Annotated in this window: 23 protein-coding genes and 1 pseudogene; 12 read left to right on the top strand and 12 right to left on the bottom strand. The window is 69.0% G+C overall.

Features of this window, described 5'->3' with window-relative positions:
* Positions 1-56 precede the first annotated feature (56 nt).
* Positions 57-1559 (top strand): YibE/F family protein, encoded by a 1503-nt coding sequence (locus MKW14_RS12565; protein ID WP_240862184.1) that lies wholly within the window; start codon positions 57-59, stop codon positions 1557-1559.
* Between the two features lie 76 nt (positions 1560-1635).
* Here the strand turns inward: MKW14_RS12565 and MKW14_RS12560 are convergent, their stop codons facing one another.
* From MKW14_RS12560 to MKW14_RS12545, 4 genes are all read right to left on the bottom strand, one after another.
* Positions 1636-2073, bottom strand: a complete 438-nt coding sequence (locus tag MKW14_RS12560) for an SsgA family sporulation/cell division regulator (protein ID WP_240862182.1) — start codon at positions 2071-2073, stop codon at positions 1636-1638.
* A gap of 98 nt (positions 2074-2171) precedes the next feature.
* Complete coding sequence (locus tag MKW14_RS12555; protein WP_240862340.1) at positions 2172-2948, bottom strand: IclR family transcriptional regulator; 777 nt, start codon at positions 2946-2948, stop codon at positions 2172-2174.
* 415 nt (positions 2949-3363) lie between these two features.
* Positions 3364-3576, bottom strand: coding sequence for a DUF5326 family protein (locus MKW14_RS12550; protein WP_240862180.1), 213 nt, complete (start codon positions 3574-3576; stop codon positions 3364-3366).
* Positions 3577-3757: 181 nt separating this feature from the next.
* A complete protein-coding gene (locus MKW14_RS12545; RefSeq protein ID WP_240862178.1) occupies positions 3758-4075 on the bottom strand; it encodes a cupin domain-containing protein in 318 nt (105 codons plus the stop codon).
* 59 nt (positions 4076-4134) lie between these two features.
* Here MKW14_RS12545 and MKW14_RS12540 point away from each other — a divergent pair, with 59 nt between their 5' ends.
* The 5 genes and pseudogenes from MKW14_RS12540 (at position 4135) to MKW14_RS12520 (ending at position 7858) form a co-directional block, all read left to right on the top strand.
* Positions 4135-4512, top strand: coding sequence for a phage holin family protein (locus MKW14_RS12540; protein ID WP_240862175.1), 378 nt, complete (start codon positions 4135-4137; stop codon positions 4510-4512).
* A gap of 7 nt (positions 4513-4519) precedes the next feature.
* Positions 4520-4933 (top strand): annotated as a pseudogene (locus MKW14_RS12535) (low molecular weight protein-tyrosine-phosphatase); the annotation flags it as partial.
* 66 nt (positions 4934-4999) lie between these two features.
* Positions 5000-6145 (top strand): cystathionine gamma-lyase, encoded by a 1146-nt coding sequence (locus MKW14_RS12530; RefSeq protein WP_240862338.1) that lies wholly within the window; start codon positions 5000-5002, stop codon positions 6143-6145.
* Positions 6146-6384: 239 nt separating this feature from the next.
* Positions 6385-7287, top strand: a complete 903-nt coding sequence (locus tag MKW14_RS12525; protein WP_240862173.1) for a LysR family transcriptional regulator — start codon at positions 6385-6387, stop codon at positions 7285-7287.
* A gap of 88 nt (positions 7288-7375) precedes the next feature.
* Positions 7376-7858 (top strand): NUDIX domain-containing protein, encoded by a 483-nt coding sequence (locus MKW14_RS12520; RefSeq protein WP_133048330.1) that lies wholly within the window; start codon positions 7376-7378, stop codon positions 7856-7858.
* An 8-nt stretch (positions 7859-7866) separates the two neighbouring features.
* Here MKW14_RS12520 and MKW14_RS12515 read toward each other — a convergent pair whose 3' ends face one another.
* Positions 7867-8997, bottom strand: coding sequence for a globin domain-containing protein (locus tag MKW14_RS12515; RefSeq protein WP_240862171.1), 1131 nt, complete (start codon positions 8995-8997; stop codon positions 7867-7869).
* Positions 8998-9204: 207 nt separating this feature from the next.
* Positions 9205-9837: an HAD family hydrolase gene (locus tag MKW14_RS12510; protein WP_240862170.1), complete on the bottom strand. Its 633-nt coding sequence runs from the start codon at positions 9835-9837 to the stop codon at positions 9205-9207.
* A 194-nt stretch (positions 9838-10031) separates the two neighbouring features.
* Here MKW14_RS12510 and MKW14_RS12505 point away from each other — a divergent pair, with 194 nt between their 5' ends.
* Both MKW14_RS12505 and MKW14_RS12500 read left to right on the top strand, forming a co-directional pair.
* Positions 10032-10898 (top strand): GNAT family N-acetyltransferase, encoded by an 867-nt coding sequence (locus MKW14_RS12505; RefSeq protein ID WP_240862168.1) that lies wholly within the window; start codon positions 10032-10034, stop codon positions 10896-10898.
* 49 nt (positions 10899-10947) lie between these two features.
* Positions 10948-11400 (top strand): GNAT family N-acetyltransferase, encoded by a 453-nt coding sequence (locus MKW14_RS12500; protein ID WP_240862163.1) that lies wholly within the window; start codon positions 10948-10950, stop codon positions 11398-11400.
* A gap of 44 nt (positions 11401-11444) precedes the next feature.
* On the opposite strand, the gene MKW14_RS12495 is transcribed toward MKW14_RS12500, so the two are convergent.
* Both MKW14_RS12495 and dnaB read right to left on the bottom strand, forming a co-directional pair.
* Complete coding sequence (locus MKW14_RS12495) at positions 11445-12830, bottom strand: serine hydrolase domain-containing protein (protein WP_240862161.1); 1386 nt, start codon at positions 12828-12830, stop codon at positions 11445-11447.
* 69 nt (positions 12831-12899) lie between these two features.
* A complete protein-coding gene (gene dnaB / locus MKW14_RS12490; protein ID WP_240862159.1) occupies positions 12900-14378 on the bottom strand; it encodes a replicative DNA helicase in 1479 nt (492 codons plus the stop codon).
* A gap of 452 nt (positions 14379-14830) precedes the next feature.
* Here dnaB and MKW14_RS12485 point away from each other — a divergent pair, with 452 nt between their 5' ends.
* Positions 14831-16174 (top strand): MATE family efflux transporter, encoded by a 1344-nt coding sequence (locus MKW14_RS12485; protein WP_240862158.1) that lies wholly within the window; start codon positions 14831-14833, stop codon positions 16172-16174.
* Positions 16175-16318: 144 nt separating this feature from the next.
* Here MKW14_RS12485 and rplI read toward each other — a convergent pair whose 3' ends face one another.
* From rplI to rpsF, 4 genes are all read right to left on the bottom strand, one after another.
* Positions 16319-16765, bottom strand: coding sequence for a 50S ribosomal protein L9 (gene rplI, locus MKW14_RS12480; protein WP_225824217.1), 447 nt, complete (start codon positions 16763-16765; stop codon positions 16319-16321).
* Between the two features lie 18 nt (positions 16766-16783).
* Positions 16784-17020 (bottom strand): 30S ribosomal protein S18, encoded by a 237-nt coding sequence (gene rpsR, locus MKW14_RS12475; RefSeq protein ID WP_003949403.1) that lies wholly within the window; start codon positions 17018-17020, stop codon positions 16784-16786.
* A gap of 57 nt (positions 17021-17077) precedes the next feature.
* Complete coding sequence (locus MKW14_RS12470) at positions 17078-17659, bottom strand: single-stranded DNA-binding protein (protein WP_240862156.1); 582 nt, start codon at positions 17657-17659, stop codon at positions 17078-17080.
* Between the two features lie 78 nt (positions 17660-17737).
* Positions 17738-18028: a 30S ribosomal protein S6 gene (gene rpsF, locus MKW14_RS12465; protein WP_005482942.1), complete on the bottom strand. Its 291-nt coding sequence runs from the start codon at positions 18026-18028 to the stop codon at positions 17738-17740.
* A gap of 264 nt (positions 18029-18292) precedes the next feature.
* Here rpsF and MKW14_RS12460 point away from each other — a divergent pair, with 264 nt between their 5' ends.
* The 3 genes from MKW14_RS12460 to MKW14_RS12450 all read left to right on the top strand — a co-directional run bounded on the left by MKW14_RS12460 (position 18293) and on the right by MKW14_RS12450 (position 21015).
* Positions 18293-18607: a hypothetical protein gene (locus MKW14_RS12460; RefSeq protein WP_240862154.1), complete on the top strand. Its 315-nt coding sequence runs from the start codon at positions 18293-18295 to the stop codon at positions 18605-18607.
* Between the two features lie 180 nt (positions 18608-18787).
* On the top strand, positions 18788-19909 hold the full coding sequence (femX, locus tag MKW14_RS12455) for a peptidoglycan bridge formation glycyltransferase FemX (RefSeq protein WP_133048339.1): 1122 nt from the start codon (positions 18788-18790) through the stop codon (positions 19907-19909).
* 74 nt (positions 19910-19983) lie between these two features.
* Entirely contained in the window at positions 19984-21015 is a 1032-nt protein-coding gene (locus tag MKW14_RS12450) for an alanine racemase (protein WP_208780357.1), read from the top strand.
* Positions 21016-21030 lie beyond the last annotated feature (15 nt).

Raw genomic sequence — 21030 nt, 5'->3', positions numbered from 1 at the left:
CGTCATATGTGGCGCGGTGAACAGTGGGCCTCTGCCGTAGTTGGGATGATCTGCCGGTGACCACGACACACCAGCCCTCGTACCCGCCCCCGGAGCCGCCCCCTGGGCACGGCCCGGGATACGGCGGCACCCATGGGGCCGACGGCCACGAACCCCATCACGGACACGGCTCCCCCGTCCCCGGGCAGGGACACGGGCCCGACACGGGCTCCCATGGCGGGCAGGGGCATGATGCGGGCGGCCACAGCGGGCACGGTCACAGTCACAGCCATGGTCCGGCTGCCCCCGTGTCCCAGCATCTGCGCAAGGTCATCGCGGCCGTCCTCATCCCGTTCGCCGCCGCCGTGGTCGTCGGGCTCGTGGTGCTGTGGCCGGGCGGCGCCCCCTCGCACCAGCGGACCGGGGTGGGTTTCGACCGGCAGACCCAGCAGGCGACGGTCACCAAGGTCGTCTCCGTGAGCTGCAAGTCGGTGAACGCCTCGGGCGGGAGTTCGCTCGGTGACACCTCCGCCGCCGGGGGTTCCTCCGCCCAGCAGCAGGAGAAGGGCACCTGCAAGAAGGCGACGATCCGGGTCGACACCGGCAAGGACAAGGGCCGTACGTTCACCGAGATCGTGCAGCCCGACCAGTCGCGGCAGCTGCACCAGGGCGAGAAGGTGGTCGCCGCCTACGAGCCCTCGGCCCCCAAGGACCTGCAGTACTCGGTGGCCGACGTCAACCGGCGGTTCCCGATGGCCCTGCTGGCCGGCATCTTCGCGCTCGCCGTCGTGATCGTGGGACGGCTGCGGGGCGTCATGGCGCTGGTCGCGCTGGCCGTCAGCTTCCTGATCCTGAACTTCTTCATCCTGCCCGCGATCCTGCAGGGCTCGAATCCCCTGCTCGTGGCGGTGATCGGGTCGAGCGCCATCATGCTGATCGCCCTCTACATGTGCCACGGGCTGTCGGCCCGCACGTCCGTGGCCGTGCTCGGCACGTTGATCTCGCTGGTGCTGATCGGTTTCCTCGGCTCCCTGTTCATCGGCTGGGCAGCGCTCACGGGCAACACGGACGACAACACCGGCCTGATCCACGGCCTGTACCCGTCGATCGACATGAGCGGTCTGCTGCTCGCGGGCGTCATCATCGGCTCGCTCGGTGTCCTCGACGACGTGACGGTCACTCAGACCTCGGCGGTCTGGGAACTGCACGAGGCGAACCCCTCGACGGGATGGCGCGGGCTGTACCGCGCCGGCATCCGCATCGGCCGCGACCACATCGCGTCCGTCGTCAACACCCTGGTCCTCGCCTACGCCGGTGCCGCGCTGCCCCTGCTGCTGCTCTTCTCCATCGCGCAGAGCAGTGTGGGCACGGTGGCCAACAGCGAGCTGGTGGCGGAGGAGATCGTGCGCACGCTGGTGGGATCGATCGGGCTGGTCGCCTCGGTCCCGGTCACGACGTTGCTCGCGGCGCTCGTGGTCTCGGCCGACCGCCCGTCACGGGAGACGGCACCGGGCACGACGGCGGCCGGCATCCCACCGGCCGCGGCCCGCACGGGGAAGGGGCGGCGCCGCAAGCACTGAGGGACGAGGCGCAGGGGCGCACACGTCGACCGAAAAAGCGTTACTGCGTTCCATTCCGGCCGCCCCCGCGCACACCTCACCCGGTGCTTTGCTCCTCCGCCAGGATGCGGTCCAGCGCCTCGTCCAGGTGGGCGTCGAACTCGGCGAGCGCGCCCTCCTGGCCGAGCGGCACCAGTTTGTCGGTGCGGTCCAGGAACGCGATGAGCGGCGCCGTCGACGAACGGAACAGCGCCTGGTCACCGCCCACCTGAAGCCGGATCAGCACCTCGCTCAGCGAGTCCACCTCGGCGGGCGAGACCCGCACATCGCCCTCGCCGCACGGCCTGCCCACCCCGTCGATCAGCAGCTCCCTGCCGAACGCCCAGGTCACCGGGGCATCGCCCGGCAGATGGAAAGTCAGCCGAACGGCATAGGGATCACACGTCTCGTACCCCAGCTCGACCGGGATACGGAAGGAGAGCTCCTCGGAGACGAGGAAGCTCATCATGACCTCTGCCTGTACGGACTCGCGCATCGCCTACCCCGTCATATGAAGCCGAACAGCTGGGAATGCTCCCCTGACACTGCAGGCATCTTGCTGAAAGTGAGCGATAGATCACAAGGAGTGAGTTTTCAGATACTGATAGAGAGGGCCAGCGCCCCCAGCAGGCGTCCGATCTCGTTCTGCAGTCGCCGCGCCGCCGCCGGCAGACGGTCGGCCTGATGCGCGGGCAGGGAGATGGCCATCGTCGCGGCTGTCGTACCGATGGTGATCGGGACCGCCGCGCAGATCGTCCCCAGCGCGTACTCCTGTCGCTCGGTGACGGGCTCCATCCGACGGGTCCGCTCGAGCCGCCGCAACAGGGTGTGACTGTCACGCACCGTGTACGGCGTGATGGCCTGCACGGGGTAGCGGTCGAGATGGTCGCGACGCGCCTCCTCGTCCAGCTGGGACAGGAGGCACTGCCCAATCGCGTGCGCGTGCCCGGTCTCACGGAAATCGGCCCACTCCTCGACCGCCGGGTTGCCCGGGGTGTCGGAGACGCACATGACCTCGATCTCGCCGTCCCGGTACACGGCGTAGTACACCGGGACGCCGATCGCGTCACGCCAGCTGGCGAGCGCGTCGACCATCGTGCTGCGACGTTTCTCCTGTGCTCCGCTGCTGCTCAGCCGCTCGGCCGCGTCGCCGAGGAAGAACAACCCCTTGTCCCGGCGCAGATAGCCCTCGTGCACCAGCGTGCGCAGCAGGTGATATGCCGTGGGAAGCGCCAGGCCGGTCTCGCGGGCCAGTTGTTTGGCGGGGGCTCCGTGCTCGTGACCGGCGACGCATTCCAGCAGGCGCATCGCACGCTGGACGGATCCGATCAGGGTCGACTGCTGGGGTGGCGTGGCGGGGGGCGTCGGCAGGCGCCTCCCCGACGGGGGCGTGACCTGCTCCGGCGCCCGGGACCGTGGTCGCGAGGTGGCCGTCGACGCCGAGGCCGTCGATGCCGGGGCGGCCGCCGCGCGCTCCTGTGCGGAGGGGCCCGGCTGTTCGGGGGGCCTGAGGCGACCCGGCGCGGAGACGGCCGTCTGGAGTGGGGTGAAGGGTGCGTGGGGGGCTGTGACTGCGGTGTCTACCGTGGCCAAGGGGTCACTCCCGAAGCGCGAGGGGGGCAGCCCGTGCGGGGAGACACGGGAGGGGGCGCCGCCCGCGGGGTCTTGCCCGCGTCGGTTTCCGGACTCTAATCGCCCCCCACCGCACAGGGACGGCCCGTCCGGGAAACTTCCCCCGCCCGAGGGAACCGATGATTCCTGTTACCTCACCGGTGCCCCGGGGCCCTCACCAGTCGCCGCGCGACGAGGAGCTCGATGTGAACTTCCGTACGACGTAGATCAGTCCACCGACCAGCGCCACGAAGACCAGCGCCTTGAAGAGCAGACCGATGACGAAGCCGACGACGGTGGCTATCAGCCCGCCGAACACGACCAGGGCGATGACCGGCACCGCGATCCACTTCACCCACCACGGCAGTCCCGAAAAGATCTCTCCCATTGCTCTCGTCCTGTCCTTTCCGCCCGCCGCTGCTGCCGGGTCCCGTCGACGACCCGGTCCCGCGAGGCCGGATCCTTCTCTTGTCCTGCCCTCGATGCTAGGGCGGGCAGGGGTCCCGGCGGGGGCCTCGCAGCCCTTGTCCTCCCCTGATCGAACCCCTAGGGAACCCTGAGGCCGCGGCTCAGCTCTCCGGCGGAGAGAACACCACGAGCACCCTCAGGTCCTCGCTGATGTGGTGGAACTTGTGGGCGACCCCGGCCGGCACATACACCACGCTGCCGCGCGCCACCTCAGTCGTCTCCAGACCGACGGTGATCGAGGCGCGGCCGCTCACCACGAAGTAGACCTCGTCCTGGTTGTGCGGCTTCTGTGGATCATGTTCGCCGGCATTGAGCGCGTACAGCCCGACCGACATGTTCCGTTCCCGCAGAAACTGCAGGTAGGCGCCGTCGTTGGAGGCGCGCTCCGCCTCCAGTTCGTCCAGTCGGAATGCCTTCATCTCTCTTGCCGCCCTCGTCCCTCTGCTCATGGTCGATCTCGTCTGCCACGATCAGACACATGAAGAATTTCGTAGTCAAGACGATCGCCAACGCGGGTGCCCTGGCGGTCGCCGTCTGGCTGCTCGACAAGATCACTCTGACCGGTGACAGCACGGGCAAGAAGGTCGGCACCCTGATCGGCGTCGCGCTGATCTTCGGCCTGGTGAACTTCCTGATCAAGCCCATTGTGAAGGTGCTTTCCCTCCCGTTCGTCATCCTCACGCTCGGCCTGTTCGTCCTCGTCGTCAACGCCCTGATGCTGCTGCTCACCTCGTGGCTGGCCGGCAAGCTCCACCTGAGCTTCCACGTCGAGGGGTTCTGGACCGCGGTCCTGGGCGGGCTGATCATCTCGGTGGTCTCGTGGGCGCTGCACGTCGTCCTGCCCGACGAGGACTGACCGGGCGATGACTTATCGCGTCTGCTTCGTCTGCACGGGCAACATCTGCCGTTCCCCGATGGCCGAGTCGGTCTTCCGTGCCCGCGTGCGGGAGGCCGGTCTCCACGACCTGGTCGAGGTCGACAGCGCCGGCACGGGCGGCTGGCACGAGGGCGACGGTGCCGACCCGCGCACCGTCGCCGTACTGGAGGAGGCCGGCTACGAGAGCGCCCACACGGCCCGTCAGTTCCAGCCGTCCTGGTTCGCCCGCCTCGACCTCGTCATCGCCCTCGACAGCGGCCATCTGAGGGCCCTGCGCCGCCTGGCGCCCACCCCGGAGGACGCGGCCAAGGTCCGGCTGCTGCGCTCCTACGACGCCGCGGCGGGCGACGACCTCGACGTGCCGGACCCGTACTACGGGGGCCTGGACGGCTTCGAGGAGTGCCTTGAGATGGTGGGGGCGGCGAGCGAGGGTCTGCTCGCCGCGGTACGCGAGCAGGTGAGCGGCATGAACGATTCGGGTACGTCCGTGAGCGACGGTGACGGCACGCGCGCGGTGCGGGCGGGACTGCCCGAGCCGGTCAAGAACGAACCGACCCTGCCCGGGCCGGTGTTCGCCGCCCATTTCCACCTCCCGGGCGACGTGAGCGGCCCGTACACCTACGGCCGCGACGAGAACCCCACCTGGAACCTGCTGGAGCGCGCCATCGGCGAGCTGGAGGCACCGGGACGGGAGGACGTCCAGACGCTCACCTTCGCCTCCGGCATGGCCGCCACCGCGGCCGTGCTGTTCTCCCAGGTGGGCGCGGGCGATGTCGTCGTCCTGCCCGACGACGGCTACCAGGTGCTGCCCCTGGTCCGTGCCCAGCTGGAGGCCTACGGCGTCGAGGTGCGCACGGCGCCGACCGGCGGGGACGCCCAGCTCGACGTCCTCGACGGGGCGAAGCTGCTGTGGCTGGAGACACCCTCCAACCCCGGCCTCGACGTGTGCGACATCCGCCGCCTCACCGAGGCGGCGCACGCACAGGGCGCGCTGGTGGCCGTGGACAACACGCTCGCCACGCCCCTGGGTCAGCGGCCTCTGGAGCTCGGGGCCGACTTCGCCGTGGCCAGCGGCACCAAGCAGCTGACCGGACACGGGGACGTCCTGCTCGGTTACGTCGTCGGGCGCCACGCCGAGGCCATGGCGGCCGTGCGCCGCTGGCGGAAGATCGTCGGTGCGATCCCGGGCCCCATGGAGGCCTGGCTCGCCCACCGTTCGATCGCCACCCTCCAGTTGCGGGTCGACCGGCAGTGCGCCACGGCCCTGACCGTCGCCGAGGCCCTGCGGGAGCGGCCCGAGGTGAGCGGGCTGCGTTATCCGGGTCTGCCCGACGACCCCGCGCACAAGGTCGCCGCACAGCAGATGCGCCGCTATGGCAGCGTCGTGTCCTTCACGCTGCCCACGCGTGCGCGTGCCGAGCGTTTTCTCGAGGCGCTGCGGCTGGTGGACGACGCGACGAGCTTCGGCAGCGTACGGTCCACGGCCGAGCGGCGCGGACGCTGGGGCGGGGACCCGGTGCCGGAGGGCTTCATCCGGTTCTCTGTCGGCGCCGAGGATCCCGAGGACCTGGTGGCGGATGTGCTCCGCGCCCTGGACGAGTCGTCCGAATGACCACATCAGAGCCCCCTTTACGGGTGCCGTCGCGGTCCGGCCAGGCGGGACGGACGGTCCGAGCCTCCCCCCTCGTGGCTCGGACCGTCCTCGGTTCCGCGCGCGAAGAACCGCGCGACCAAGGCTAGTTGACTCTCTGTCAGTGTCCAATCACAGTAGCGACAGAGACCTATCGACTTATTTATAGTTGGGCCCTGCCTGGGGCCGGGAGAAGGGCAGGGGACTGGGGAGGGCGAACCATGGATCTGGCCTTGCTGCGCACTTTCGTGACCGTGCACCGGGCCGGTTCCTTCACCCGCGCCGCCGCCCTGCTCGGCCTGTCGCAGCCGGCCGTGACCTCCCAGATCCGCACACTGGAACGGCAGCTGGGCCGCCCCCTGTTCCTGCGCCAGGCCCGCGGGGTGACCCCGACGACCATCGGCGACGAACTCGCGCACAAGGCCGCCCCGCATCTGGACGCCCTGGTGGAGATCACCGAGACCGGCCTCGACGAGGACTCCTCCTTACGGACCCTGCATCTCGCCGGTCCCCCTGAGTTCACCGCCGAGCGGGCCCTGCCCGCCCTCACGGAGCTGACCGGCGAGGACGGCCAGGGGTTCGCCCTGCGCGCCTCTTTCGGGAACGCCGAGGAAACCCTGGAAGGACTCGCCGCGGGCCATCACGATCTGGCCATCAGTACGGCCCGTCCGCGCGGCGCGCTCCTCACGGCGACTCCGCTCTGCGACGAGGAGCACGTCCTGGTCGCCTCCCCGGCCCGGGCCGAACAGACCGGTCCCGGATCGCGCGGGAAGGCGGCGCCCGCCCTGGAGGACGTCCCGGTGATCGAGGTGCACGAGTCCCTGCCCTTCGTCTCCCGTTACTGGGCCTCCGTCTTCGACTCGCGCCCGGCCTCCCCGGGCACGGTCATCGTCCCCGACCTGCGTGCGGTCCTCGCCTGCGCCGTCGCGGGCGCCGGGCTCGCGGTGCTGCCCCGCTATCTGTGCACGGCCGCCCTCAAACGCGGGGACGTCGTCGCCCTGCACGAGCCCCCGGTGCCGCCCCTGCGGACGTACTTCCTGGTGGTCCGCACCGGCACCCTCGCGATGCCGCATATCGCGCGGGCCCACGAATGGCTGCTCCAAGCCGCTTCCGACTGGTGCTGACCAGGGCTTTTGTCGCGGTCACCGGGTGAGCTCGGCCAGTGACGTGCTGCGATGTTTCACGTGGAACCATCCGGGCCACATTCCCCCCATGACCGTCCGACCCGTGGTCAAGCGCACCGCCCGCGCCGTCCTCCTCGACGGCGACGACCTGATCCTGATCAAGCGCACCAAGCCCGGTGTCGATCCCTACTGGGTCACTCCCGGTGGCGGGGTCGAGCCCGGGGACACGACCGTCGTCGACGCCCTGCACCGCGAGGTGCACGAGGAGCTCGGCGCCAAGATCACCGACGTGGTGCCCTGCTTCGTCGACACCGTCGAGCACATCGGCGAGGACGGTGGCGCGACCGGCGTGAAGGTCCAGCACTTCTTCGTGTGCCGCCTGGAGTCGATGGACACATCCCAGCGGCACGGCCCCGAGGTGGATGAGCCGGCGGGCGAGTACGAGATCGTCCGGGTGCCGTTCACCCGTGTCGGGATCGCCTCCGTCCATCTCGTCCCGCTCTCCCTGCGGCACTACCTCGACGGCAACATCGAGGGCGTACGCGCCATGCACGCCCCCGACCTGGGCTGAGACCGGGATCAGATCCCCACGGCGACGAACTCCTCCACCGAGTCGTGCCGTATCCGCTCCGACGGAATGCCGAGACTCCTGAGGACGTCCACACCACTGCGGATCATGCCGGGCGGTCCTGAGAGATACGCGTCGTACCGGTTCCAGGGGCCGTACGACCGTACGGCGTCCGGAAGGTGGGAGTGGGCCTGTCGGTCCACGACCGCGCGGACCGAGAGCCAGGGGTGGGCCTGCTGGAGCCGGAGCATCGTGTCGAGGTCGTAGAGGCCCAGGTCGGTGCGGGCGCCGTAGAACACCTCGACGGGCCGTCGGTGGCCGTGTTCGGCGACGTCCTCGACAAGTGCCTTGATGGGCGCTATGCCAGTCCCTCCGCCCAGACAGAGCAGACCGTTGTCGGTGGTGTGGTCGACGGTCATCGAACCGGCCGGCGGCCCGAGCCGGACGACGTCGCCGGAACGGGCGCGGTGCACCAGGGCGTTGGAGACCCAGCCCGCGGGAACGGCCTTCACATGGAAGGTCAGCAGGCCGTCCGAACGAGGTGCCGAGGCGAAGGAGTAGTGCCGCCAGATCCGCGGCCACCACGGCGTCTCCACACTCGCGTACTGGCCGGCGAGGAAGGGGTAGGGCTGGTCGGGGCGGACGGTGACCACGGCGACGTCCGGCGTCCTGAGGTCGTGCGCGACGATCTCGCCGTTCCACCAGGCGGGGGCGACGAGGTGGTCCGCGGCCGAGGCGTCGATCATGACCTGTGAGATCGTCGTGTACGCCCGGACCCAGGCCGTTTCCGTCTCCGCGTCCCAGATGTCGGGGGCGTACTTGCTCAGCGCGCCGATGAGGCACTCTCCGACGGCCGGGTAGTGCTCGGGGCGGGTGCCGTACTTGCGGTGACCGCGGCCCAGGTTCTGCAGGTAGGGGACGAGGACCTCGGCGTTGTCGATGTGCTCGGCCGCGGTGAGCAGGGCTCTGAGCAGCCGGTCCCGCTGGGTGTCCATCGCCGCCGGGAACAGTGAGCGCAGTTCGGGGTGGCGAACGAAGAGCAGCGCGTAGAAGTACGAGGTGACCTTGTCGGCGATGGGAGTGACCTCGGCCATCGTCCGACGGATCAGGGCAGCGGCCGACGTGGGGGCCGGAGCGTCCATGATGTGCCTCGTCTCGAACCTTTCCGTGGACGGCCTGCTTTCCTGTTTCGTTCAGGGGCAGCACTCTCGCCGCAGCATCCCGCCCCTACGGATGCCGCGACCGGGTAACCGGAAACGCGGGTCTTCGATCTGTCCGTCCCGTTAGGCTGCATTGCCCTGCCGCGTCGCGCAACCGAGTCCGGTCCAGCGAACCACCGATTCCCTCGATTACCGGGCCTGGCGAACCAATTCATACGCTTCCCACAGATCTCCGCCCATGTACGAGTGAGTGGCGATGCCGGACAGATGACGGTCCGCGTTGACCGCGACGGAGACCGGCACCACAGCGAACAGATCCCGGTCCGAGAGGGAGTCGCCGTAGGCCACGCAGTCGGCCGCCGTCACCCCGAACTCCTCGCACAAGCGAGCGGCGATCTCGACTTTCGCCGCCGCACTCAGAACTCCGGCCGGATCCACGGGCTCGGTGAACGGCACGGCGGGAAAACGCGACCCATAGGCCGCGTGCGCCCCCCAGCCGATGAGCCTCTCCACGAAGAAGGAGGGGGAGAGCGACACCACGGCACAGTAATCGCCCCGCTCCCTGATCTCCGCCCAGACCTCGCGAATACGCTCCAGCCACGGGGCTCCTTCGAAAGCCGCCGTCACATGAGCGTCCGTGAGATCCGCCCACAAGGCGTGCACACGGGTCGCATATTCGGGAGGGGCTATCAGCCCTGTTGAGATCGCCTCGTCGAGCGCAACCGTCTCGGCTTCCAGCCCCAACTGCCGTGAGATCTCGACGGGCGACGAGGTGCCGCGCAGCAATGTGCCGTCGAGGTCGAAGAGATGAAGTCGCGCCATGGCACCGAGGCTAACCGGCTGGTGCCGGGCCGCCGTTGGGGCCGGCTGCCGGGCGATCGTCGTTGGCCTCTGTTTCACGTGAAACATCGGGTACCGGCCGCAGGCTGCGCGCCTGCCATGACATGGCCAAAAGCCCTTGTTCCTCACCGGAAAGAGGTGGACGGCGAGTACACCCGTCGGACAGCCTGACCTGCGTGCCGATTCCTTCTCTTGCAGATCTTTCCATCCGCCGTCTGGGCTTGCGCGATCTGAGCGCCTGCGCGGACCTGTCCGAGGATCGGGGGTGGCCACGCGAGGAGCACAAGTGGAGCTTCCTTCTCACGGCGGGTAAGGGATACGGCATCGACGACCCGGAGGGCGGTCTGGTCAGCGCCTGTGTCGTCACCGAGTACGGGCTGCTGGACCGACCCGATCTCGCGGCCATCGGGATGGTGTTGGTCGCGGAACGGCACGCCCGCAAGGGCATCGGGCGCCGCCTGATGCGGCATGTCGTCTCGGTGATGGGTACCACCCCGCTGACACTGCACGCGACTCCGTACGGCCGGCCGCTGTATGAGGAACTCGGCTTCAAGGTCACCGGCCGAGCCGAGATGCTGCGCGGACGCTTCACCCACGATGGGTCGGCTCTCCAGGGCGCGACACGGGCAGCAACCGCCGAGGACCTCGGCGGCATCCTCCGGCTCGACGAGGAGGTGTTCGGAACCGATCGCACTCACATCGTGACCAGGTTGCCCGCCCTCGCCGACCGGCTGTGCGTCGCCGAGGAGGACGGCAGAATCGTCGGCTACGCGGCCGCCTGGCCCAACATGGACACCCATGTCATCGGTCCGCTGATCGCACGGGACACCGAGATGGCGAAGGCGCTTCTCGCCTCCCTCGCCGCCCACACCGACCGGCCCCTGCGCACCGACATCGACGTACGCCATGAGGAATTGCTGGCCTGGGCGAAGGAACGGGGACTCGCCTCCGTCGCCATCAGCTCGGTCATGACCTACGGGATCCCGGACCTGCCCGGCGACTGGACGCGGCGTTTCGCCCCGGTCACCGTGGCGGCGGGCTGAGCCTCCCTGGCTGCCACCAGGTCTGGACTGCCCACGTAGGGTGCCGGTCATGGGAGACCTTGACATGCGGGCCGCGACGGCCGCCGATGTGCCGGCGATCGTCGCGATGCTCGCCGACGACCCCCTCGGCGCCCAGCGCGAGACTCCGGAGGACCTGGCCCCCTATCTGACCGCGTGGGAGCGCCTGGCGGCCGACCCGAACCAGCACCTGGTCGTCGCCGTTCGCGAGGGCCGGGTGATCGGCACCCTTCAGCTCACGATCATTCCCGGCCTGTCGCGCCGGGGTTCCATCCGGTCGATCATCGAAGCCGTCCGTGTCCATGCCGATGAACGGGGCAGCGGCCTGGGAACGCAGCTCATCGAGTGGGCGATCGAGGAATCCCGGCGTCAGGGCTGCCAGTTGGTCCAGCTGACCTCCGACCGGACTCGGACCGACGCACACCGTTTCTACGAGCGGCTCGGCTTCACCGCCTCACATGTGGGTTTCAAGCTGCAGCTCTGAACCGGGCGGGCCCCCGCTCCGGCTGAGAGAAGCGCCTGCGGTGCTCAACCGATCCCCCGCCACCCGTCAGGGTCCACCCCACCCGGCACAGGAGCATCCTCGTCGTACGGCTGACGCGTGAACACGAACGACTCGAGGTCCAGATGACTCACCGTCCCGTCGGACCGTCGTACGGCCCTCAGTAGCTCTCCGGCGTAGTAGCCCTCAATTCCGGTCCAGGTGCCGTCCCCGTTCGCCCGGAAGCGCGAACGGCGGCCCGAGCCGGACAACGGCTCCAGCGCCACACTCCCGTCCGACGTCAGCCGCAACGCGAACGCATACGTCCCCCAGTACCAGGGCCCGACCAACTCCAGTACGCCTGCGTCGACTTCGGTCAGCGGACGCCATGGCTCCGGGATGCGCGGCTCGGCCTCGGCGACGATGCGCACGAGATCGGCACCGACAGTGGACAGCAGCGGACCTGAGGTGCAGTTGGCCAGCACCACCGACGTGACATCCTCGTCGATGCCGATGGTCAGGTTCGCGAGAAATCCGGGCAGTGACCCGGAGTGCCCGATGAGCAGCCTGCCGTTGCGGTGCTGGATCTGCAGCCCGAGCCCGTAGGAGGTTCCGTCGGCCACGTCCGCCGCCTCCACCGGCGCCGCGGGGATCCGCATCTCCCGCACTGTCTCGGCGCTCAGGACCCGCTCGTCCCCCTGCGCCAGGAACACCGCGAACCGAGCCAGGTCGGCCGTGGTTGACCAGAGTTGGCCCGCCGGGGCCATCCGTCCGAGGTTCTCGCTGGGTTCGGGCAACAGGACGTCCGCCCAGGGGTGCACGGCCCAGCCACCCGCGTGGGGTGCCCGCGGCTGGGCGCTCGTGCCGTCGAGCCCCAGGGGCTCGAGCACTTCACGCCGCAGTACCTCCTCCCAGGGGGCTCCACGCAGCTTCTCGACGAGTGCGCCGAGCACTGTGTAGCCCGGGTTGGAGTAGTGGAAGCGGCGACCGACCGGATGCAGCAGCGGCTGCTCGCCCAGGACGTCGGCGAGTTCGGGGCGCAGCGATCCCGGGGTGCGCTCCCACCACGGGCCCGGCGACTCGGCCGCCAGTCCGCCGGTGTGGGCGAGCAGGTCGGCGATGGTGGCCTCCCCCGCACCCGTGCCCGGCAGGTGCTTCTCCAGGGGGTCTCCGAGATCGAGCAGCCCCTCGTCGCGCAGCCGCAGCACCAGGACAGCCGTGAACGTCTTGGTGATCGAACCGATGCGGTACTGCACGTTCTCGTCCGGGCCGTGTCCGTCCACCGAGGTCCGCGCCCCGTACCACACCGTCCGCCCGCCCCGGACGACCGCCGCGACCAGCGACGGCGCACGCCCTTCGGCCTGGGCCACGGCGATGCGGTGCAGCAGGGCCCGACGCGTAGCGGGAAGCAGCTCTTCCTGAGAAGTCGTCATGCCCCCCAGTCCATCCCGGGGGACGCCCGGCCGTCGAGTTCATTTGCCCCGAAGGCCCGGGCGGGCGGATCAGGTCTGCGCCATGTCCACGAAACGCGAGTAGTGGCCCTGGAAGGCGACCGTGATCGTGGCCGTCGGGCCGTTACGGTGCTTGGCCACGATCAGGTCGGCCTCGCCCGCGCGCGGCGACTCCTTCTCGTAGGCGTCCTCGCGGTGCAGCAGGATGACCATGTCGGCGTCCTGCTCGATGGAGCCGGACTCACGCAGGTCGGAGACCATCGGCTTCTTGTCGGTGCGCTGCTCGGGACCACGGTTGAGCTGGGACAACGCGATCACCGGGATCTCCAGCTCCTTGGCGAGGAGCTTGAGGTTACGGGACATGTCCGAGACCTCCTGCTGACGGTTCTCGGCGCGCTTGGAGCCGCCCGACTGCATCAGCTGGAGGTAGTCGATGACGACCAGACGGATGTCGTTGCGCTGCTTGAGGCGGCGGCACTTGGCGCGGATCTCCATCATCGACAGGTTCGGGGAGTCGTCGATGAACAGCGGTGCGGCGGAGACGTCGGGCATACGGCGGGCCAGGCGTGTCCAGTCCTCGTCCGTCATCGTGCCGGAGCGCATGTGGTGCAGGGCGACCCGAGCCTCGGCGGAGAGCAGCCGCATCGCGATCTCGTTGCGCCCCATCTCGAGGGAGAAGATGACGCTCGGCAGGTTGTGCTTGATGGAGGCGGCCCGGGCGAAGTCCAGGGCGAGCGTGGACTTACCCATGGCGGGACGCGCGGCGATGACGATCATCTGCCCGGGATGCAGGCCGTTGGTGAGCGAGTCGAAGTCGGTGAATCCCGTGGGCACACCCGTCATCTCGCCGCTGCGGGAGCCGATCGCCTCGATCTCGTCGAGCGCACCCTCCATGATGTCGCCGAGCGGCAGGTAGTCCTCACTGGTGCGCTGCTCGGTGACCGCGTAGATCTCGGCCTGGGCCCGGTTGACGATCTCGTCGACGTCGTCGTCGGCCGCGTATCCCATCTGGGTGATCCGCGTGCCCGCCTCGACCAGCCGGCGCAGCACGGCGCGCTCGTGGACGATCTCCGCGTAGTACTCGGCGTTGGCCGCCGTCGGCACCGTCTGGACGAGGGTGTGGAGATACGAGGCGCCGCCGACCTTGTTGATCTCACCGCGCTTGGTGAGCTCCGCGGCGATCGTGATCGGGTCTGCGGGCTCGCCCTTGGCGTAGACGTCGAGGATGGCCTGGAAGATCGTCTCGTGGGCCGGCTTGTAGAAGTCGTGTCCCTTGAGGATCTCGACGACGTCGGCGATGGCGTCCTTGGACAGGAGCATGCCGCCGAGAACGGACTGCTCGGCGTCGAGGTCCTGCGGCGGCACGCGCTCGAAGGACGTTCCCCCGCCGTCCCACGAGCCGTTGTCGCGGCCTCGGTCGTGCTGCTCGTCACGGCTCCGGCCTCCGTCGCCGCGTCGGCGGGAGGCGGGCAGACGATCGCTGGGCCCGCTGTCGGCCCACGGATCGTCCAAGGGCTCGGAAATGCTCACCGAGCCACCTCCTCCCGTCCGCGGAGCGGACCTAGCCATGCCCTAAGTTCTACGGCACGGCACTGACAAATGAGAGGCCCAACTCCGGTTGTGGCGCGTCGGGTTTGTGAGGGTTTTCCAGCCGACGAACGGAGCGGGCGCCGGACCACCGTAGGCCCGCGGGCACCGTCAGCCAATCTGGTTATCCACAGGCCATGTGGACGACGGCCCGGATGCTGTGGAGAACTCCGCAAAACCTGTGCACGACCCGGTGGACAGGCCTGTGAACAAGCTCTGACACCTTCTGTGAAGAACGGTCTGACCTGCGCCTTTCCCGTCCACCGGCTGTGCAGAAGAAAAACTTCCCCAGCCAGAGCAAGATCGCTTCGAACTGCGCGCGAAAGAGTGCACGACGAAGCGAGAGGTAAGGGTCACTAAGGCTTTGCATCTCTTACCTGTGGACGATTACATTGATGCTCATGACACAGGCTTCAGCGACCCCCAAGGCCACCGGGCGACAGCACGACCGAGAGATCGTCGCGCTGGCCGTGCCGGCCTTCGGCGCACTCGTCGCCGAGCCCCTGTTCGTCATGGCCGACAGCGCGATCGTCGGGCACCTGGGCACCGCCCAACTCGCCGGCCTCGGCGTCGCCTCGGCCCTGCTGACGACAGCGGTCAGCGTCTTCGTCTTCCTTGCCTACGCCACCACGGCGGCCGTGGCCCGGCGCGTCGGCGCCGGCGACCTTCAGGCAGCCATACGGCAGGGCATGGACGGAATCTGGCTGGCTCTCCTTCTCGGTGCCGCCGTCATCGCGGCCGTCCTGCCCACCGCGCCGGCCGTGGTGAACCTCTTCGGCGCCTCCGACACGGCCGCCCCCTACGCGACCACCTATCTGCGCATCTCTGCCCTCGGCATCCCGGCCATGCTCGTCGTCCTGGCCGCGACCGGTGTGCTGCGCGGCCTGCAGAACACGAAGACTCCCCTCTATGTCGCCATCGCGGGCTTCGTCGCCAACGCCGCCCTCAACGCGGGCCTCGTCTACGGCGCCGACCTCGGCATCGCGGGCTCCGCCTGGGGAACCGTCATCGCACAGTGCGGCATGGCGGCGGTCTACCTCACGGTGGTCGTCCGTGGCGCCCGCCGACACTGCGCCTCCTTGCGCCCCGACCTGGGCGGAATCAGGGCCTCGGCCCAAGCCGGCGTGCCGTTGCTGGTCCGGACCCTTTCCCTGCGGGCCATCCTGATGATCGCCACCGCGGTCGCCGCCCGGCTCGGCGACGCGGACATCGCGGCCCACCAGATCATCCTCTCCCTCTGGAGCCTGCTGGCCTTCGCCCTCGACGCGATCGCCATCGCCGGACAGGCCATCATCGGCCGCTATCTCGGCGCCGATGACGCCCAGGGAGCCCGTCAGGCCTGCCGGCGCATGGTGGAGTGGGGCATCGCTGTGGGCGTCGTCCTCGGCGCGTTGGTCGTGATCGCACGGCCGGTGTTCCTGCCGCTGTTCACGAGCGACCCTGTGGTCAGGGACGCCGCTCTGCCGGCTCTGGTGATCGTCGCCCTCTCACAGCCGATCTGCGGGGTCGTCTTCGTCCTGGACGGTGTGCTGATGGGCGCGGGAGACGGCCGCTATCTGGCAGGAGCGATGCTGGTCACCCTTGCGGTGTTCGCCCCGGTGGCCCTTCTCGTGCCGACGCTGGGCGGCGGGCTGACGGCCCTGTGGGCAGCAATGACGTTGATGATGGCCATACGCATGCTGACCCTGTGGCTCCGTGCCCGCTCGGGCCGTTGGCTGGTGACCGGCGCGACCCGTTGAGCAGCCAGTCGGCCCCCCGTATGCCCGTTTCACGTGAAACATCGCGAGCCCGGGCTCGGCGACCGCGACGCCGAGCCCGGAGACGAAGAGGGGCCGCCCCGACCAGGGCGGCCCCTCTCTCAGCTACTCGAGCCGAGCACGGCGTCAGGCCGCGACGACCTCGATGTTGACCTTGGCGGCAACCTCGGGGTGCAGACGCACGGACGTCTCGTGGGCGCCCAGGGTCTTGATCGGAGCGGTCAGCTCGATACGGCGCTTGTCGACCTCGGGGCCACCGGAAGCCTTGATCGCCGAGGCGATGTCGGCCGGGGTGACGGAACCGAAGAGACGACCGGCGTCGCCGGAACGGACGGCCAGACGGACCTTGACACCCTCGAGCTGGGCCTTCACCTGGTTGGCCTGCTCGATGGTCTGGATCTCGTGGATCTTGCGAGCGCGACGGATCTGCTCGACGTCCTTCTCGCCACCCTTGGTCCAGCGGATAGCGAACTTCCGCGGGATCAGGTAGTTGCGAGCGTAACCGTCCTTGACGTCGACGACATCGCCGGCGGCACCGAGGCCGGAGACCTCGTGGGTGAGGATGATCTTCATGAGTCGGTCACCCTTCCCTTAGCGCGCGGTGGACGTGTAGGGCAGCAGCGCCATCTCACGGCTGTTCTTGACGGCCGTGGCGACGTCACGCTGGTGCTGCGTGCAGTTGCCGGTCACGCGGCGGGCACGGATCTTGCCGCGGTCGGAAATGAACTTCCGCAGCATGTTCGTGTCCTTGTAGTCCACGTACGTGACCTTGTCCTTGCAGAAAGCGCAGACCTTCTTCTTCGGCTTGCGCACAGGCGGCTTCGCCATGGTGTTTCTCCTGTGTGATCAAGAAGTTTGGGTACGACCCGCCCTCCGGCCCGAGGCCTAGAAGGGGGGCTCGTCCGAGTAGCCGCCACCGCCGCCGGAGTTTCCACCCCAGCCACCGCCGCCGCCCTGGTTGCCACCGGCGGGAGCGCCGGTCGCCCACGGGTCGTCGGCAGGAGCGCCGCCGCCCTGCTGGCCGCCACCGGGGCCACCGCCCCAGCCGCCGCCACCCTGGCCGCCACCGCCGCCGTAACCGCCCTGACCCTGCCCACCGCGGCCGGCGGTCTTGGTGACCTTGGCCGTGGCGTTGCGCAGGCTGGCGCCGACTTCCTCGACGTCCAGTTCGTAGACCGTGCGCTTGACGCCCTCACGGTCCTCGTAGGACCGCTGCTTCAGTCGGCCCTGCACGATGACGCGCATGCCTCGCTGGAGCGACTCGGCGACGTTCTCCGCCGCCTGACGCCAGACCGAGCAGGTCAGGAACAGGCTCTCGCCGTCCTTCCACTCGTTCGTCTGGCGGTCGAAGGTGCGGGGGGTGGACGCGACACGGAACTTCGCGACCGCCGCACCGGAAGGGGTGAAGCGCAGCTCGGGGTCATCGACAAGGTTGCCGACGACCGTGATGACGGTCTCGCCTGCCATGGGGGAACCTCTCGGCGGGTTTGCTGCTGGCTGCTTGTGCTGCTACTCGAATCCCGGGATCCGACTGAGCGGGAGAGCTCAGTGGGTCTCGGGGCGGAGGACCTTGGTCCGGAGGACCGACTCGTTCAGGTTCATCTGGCGGTCGAGCTCCTTGACGACCGCAGGCTCGGCCTGCAGGTCGATGACCGAGTAGATGCCCTCGGGCTTCTTCTTGATCTCGTACGAGAGACGACGACGGCCCCAGGTGTCGACCTTCTCGACCTTGCCGTTGCCCTCACGGACGACGGAGAGGAAGTTCTCGATCAGGGGGGCGACGGCGCGCTCCTCCAGATCGGGGTCGAGGATGACCATCACCTCGTAGTGACGCATGTGGAACCCACCTCCTTTGGACTCAGCGGCCACGGTCGTTCCGTGGCAGGAGGGTTGTGATGCGTACGCAACGGTATCGGCCGCCACTGACAATCGGGGGTGACCTCGCGGTTTACCCGAGCTGGCCTGGGCAGACACCAATGCAGACGGTACAGACTACCCGCACACCGGCTTCCGGTTGAAATCCGGCCCGGGGGACCGTCAGTCTGTACACATCGGGTGTGTATGGCGCTACGATGCGCCGCCTTTCGCAGGAGGTGCCCCATGGCACAGGCATTGCGACCCAACACCGCCGGAGGCCTTTTCGCCACGGACGGCAAGCCCCACCCGCTCCAGGACACGCTGCTCGCGGTGACCCTGGTGCTCGGCGTGATCGCGTTCGTGACCGGCTTCTTCCACAACCTGCACCTGCTCAGCTCCTGGACCGGCCTGGTGGGCATCCTCACCGGCGCGTACGGGCAGTGGATCTCGGAGACGACCCGCGAGCGCTTCGGCCTGATCCTGGGCCTCGGCGCCTCCGGAGTCGGTTTCTTCCTCGGCATGGCGCACGGCGGCCTCTTCGGCGGGGTCATCAGCTGACGCCAGGGACACCGTTCTCCCTAACTCGACACAAAGCACTGCGGAACGCCTCGGCGGCCCATGAGCCGGGGCGCGGCTTCCGTACGCCCAGCCAGGGCGCTCGCAAGGCGCAGTAGGCTTCGGCGCGAGAGCCGGAGCCCCTGTACCCATGGGGACACACCAGCCCGAGGAGCGCCCCGAATGAGCCTGACCCTGAGGACGATCAGTCGCGAGCAGCATCTGGCGTACATCCAGAGCCTGCCGTCGGCGAGCCACATGCAGGTTCCGGCCTGGGCTGACGTCAAGGCGGAGTGGCGCTCCGAGAGCCTCGGCTGGTTCGACGAGCGGACCGGTGAACTCGTCGGCGCGGGCCTCGTCCTCTACCGCCAGCTGCCCAAGATCAAGCGCTATCTCGCCTATCTGCCCGAGGGCCCGGTCATCAACTGGTTCGCGCCAAATCTGACCGAGTGGCTGGAACCGATGCTGGCGCACCTCAAGCACCAGGGCGCCTTCTCGGTGAAGATGGGCCCGCCGGTGATCATCCGGCGCTGGGACGCGAACTCCATCAAGCAGGGCATCCAGAACCCGGACGTGAAGCGGCTGCGCGACATCGAGGCCGACTTCATCGAGCCGCGCGCCTTCGAGGTGGCGGACAAGCTGCGCCGCATGGGCTGGCAGCAGGGCGAGGACGGCGGCGCCGGCTTCGGTGACGTGCAGCCGCGCTACGTCTTCCAGGTGCCGCTGGCCAACCGCTCCCTGGAAGAGGTCCACAAGAACTTCAACCAGCTGTGGCGCCGCAACATCAAGAAGGCCGAGAAGGCCGGCGTCGAGGTCGTCCAGGGCGGCTACCACGATCTCGAGGAATGGCAGCGGCTGTACGAGATCACCGCCGTGCGCGACCACTTCCGGCCCCGCCCGCTCTCGTACTTCCAGCGCATGTGGACGGCCCTCAACACCGAGGACCCCAACCGCATGCGGCTGTACTTCGCCCGCCACAACGGCGTGAACCTCTCGGCCGCGACCATGCTGATCGTCGGCGGCCACGTCTGGTACTCCTACGGTGCCTCCGACAACATCGGCCGTGAGGTCCGGCCCTCGAACGCGATGCAGTGGCGGATGCTGCGCGACGCCTACGCGCTCGGCGCGACCGTCTACGACCTGCGGGGCATCTCCGACTCGCTGGACGAGACCGACCACCTCTTCGGCCTCATCCAGTTCAAGGTCGGCACGGGCGGCCAGGCGGCCGAGTACCTCGGTGAGTGGGACTTCCCGCTCAACAAGCTGCTGCACAAGGCGCTCGACATCTACATGTCGCGTCGCTGACGTCGCGTTCTTCGCTTCAATAGCTTCCATACCTCTGATACACCGCAGCGACCAGAAAGGTTCCAGGTCCGGCCATGGCGCTCACGCTCTACGTCGACACCGCGCGCTGGCGGGCGCACCACAAGCACGTGCAGGAGCAGTTCCCGGGTCTCGTCCCGGTCTGCAAGGGCAACGGCTACGGGTTCGGGCACGAGCGGCTGGCGGAGGAGGCCACGCGGCTGGGGTCGGACGTCCTCGCCGTGGGCACCACGTACGAGGCCGCGCGCATCAAGGACTTCTTCGGCGGTGACCTGTTGGTGCTGACGCCGTACCGGCGTGGCGAGGAGCCCGTGCCGCTGCCGGACCGGGTCATCCGCTCGGTGTCGTCCATCGACGGCGTGTACGGCCTCGTGGGCGCCCGGGTGGTGATCGAGGTGATGTCCTCGATGAAGCGCCACGGCATCAGCGCCCAGGACCTCCCTCAGCTGCACGCCGCCATAGAGAACGTGCGCCTCGAAGGCTTCGCCATCCACCTGCCGCTGGACCGCACGGACGGCTCGGACGCCGTCGAGGAGGTCATCGGCTGGATGGACCAGCTGCGCGCGGCCCGGCTGCCGCTGCACACGATGTTCGTCAGCCACCTCAAGGCCGAGGAACTCCACCGTCTGCAGCAGCAGTTCCCGCAGACCCGCTTCCGCGCCCGTATCGGCACCCGGCTGTGGCTGGGGGACCACGAGGCCACCGAGTACCGCGGAGCCGTTCTGGACGTCACGCGCGTGGCCAAGGGGGACCGTTTCGGCTACCGCCAGCAGAAGGCGGCCTCGGACGGCTTCCTGGTGGTCGTGGCGGGCGGTACGTCGCACGGGGTGGGCCTGGAGGCCCCGAAGGCGCTGCACGGCGTCATGCCGCGCGCCAAGGGCGTCGCCCGGGCGGGTCTCGCCACGGTGAACCGGAACCTTTCGCCGTTCGTCTGGGGCGGCAAGCAGCGGTGGTTCGCGGAGCCGCCGCACATGCAGGTCTCCATTCTCTTCGTCCCGTCGGACGCGCCCGAGCCCAAGGTCGGCGAGGAGCTGGTGGCCCATCTGCGGCACACCACCACGCAGTTCGACCGCATCGTCGATCGCTGAGCCACAGGCCGGCGC

It is taken from the genome of Streptomyces gilvus, from assembly GCF_022513565.1.
Taxonomy (GTDB): Bacteria; Actinomycetota; Actinomycetes; order Streptomycetales; family Streptomycetaceae; genus Streptomyces; species Streptomyces gilvus.
The sequence above is the reverse complement of the archived record's forward strand: the minus strand, read 5'-3'. Positions and strand labels throughout refer to the sequence as shown.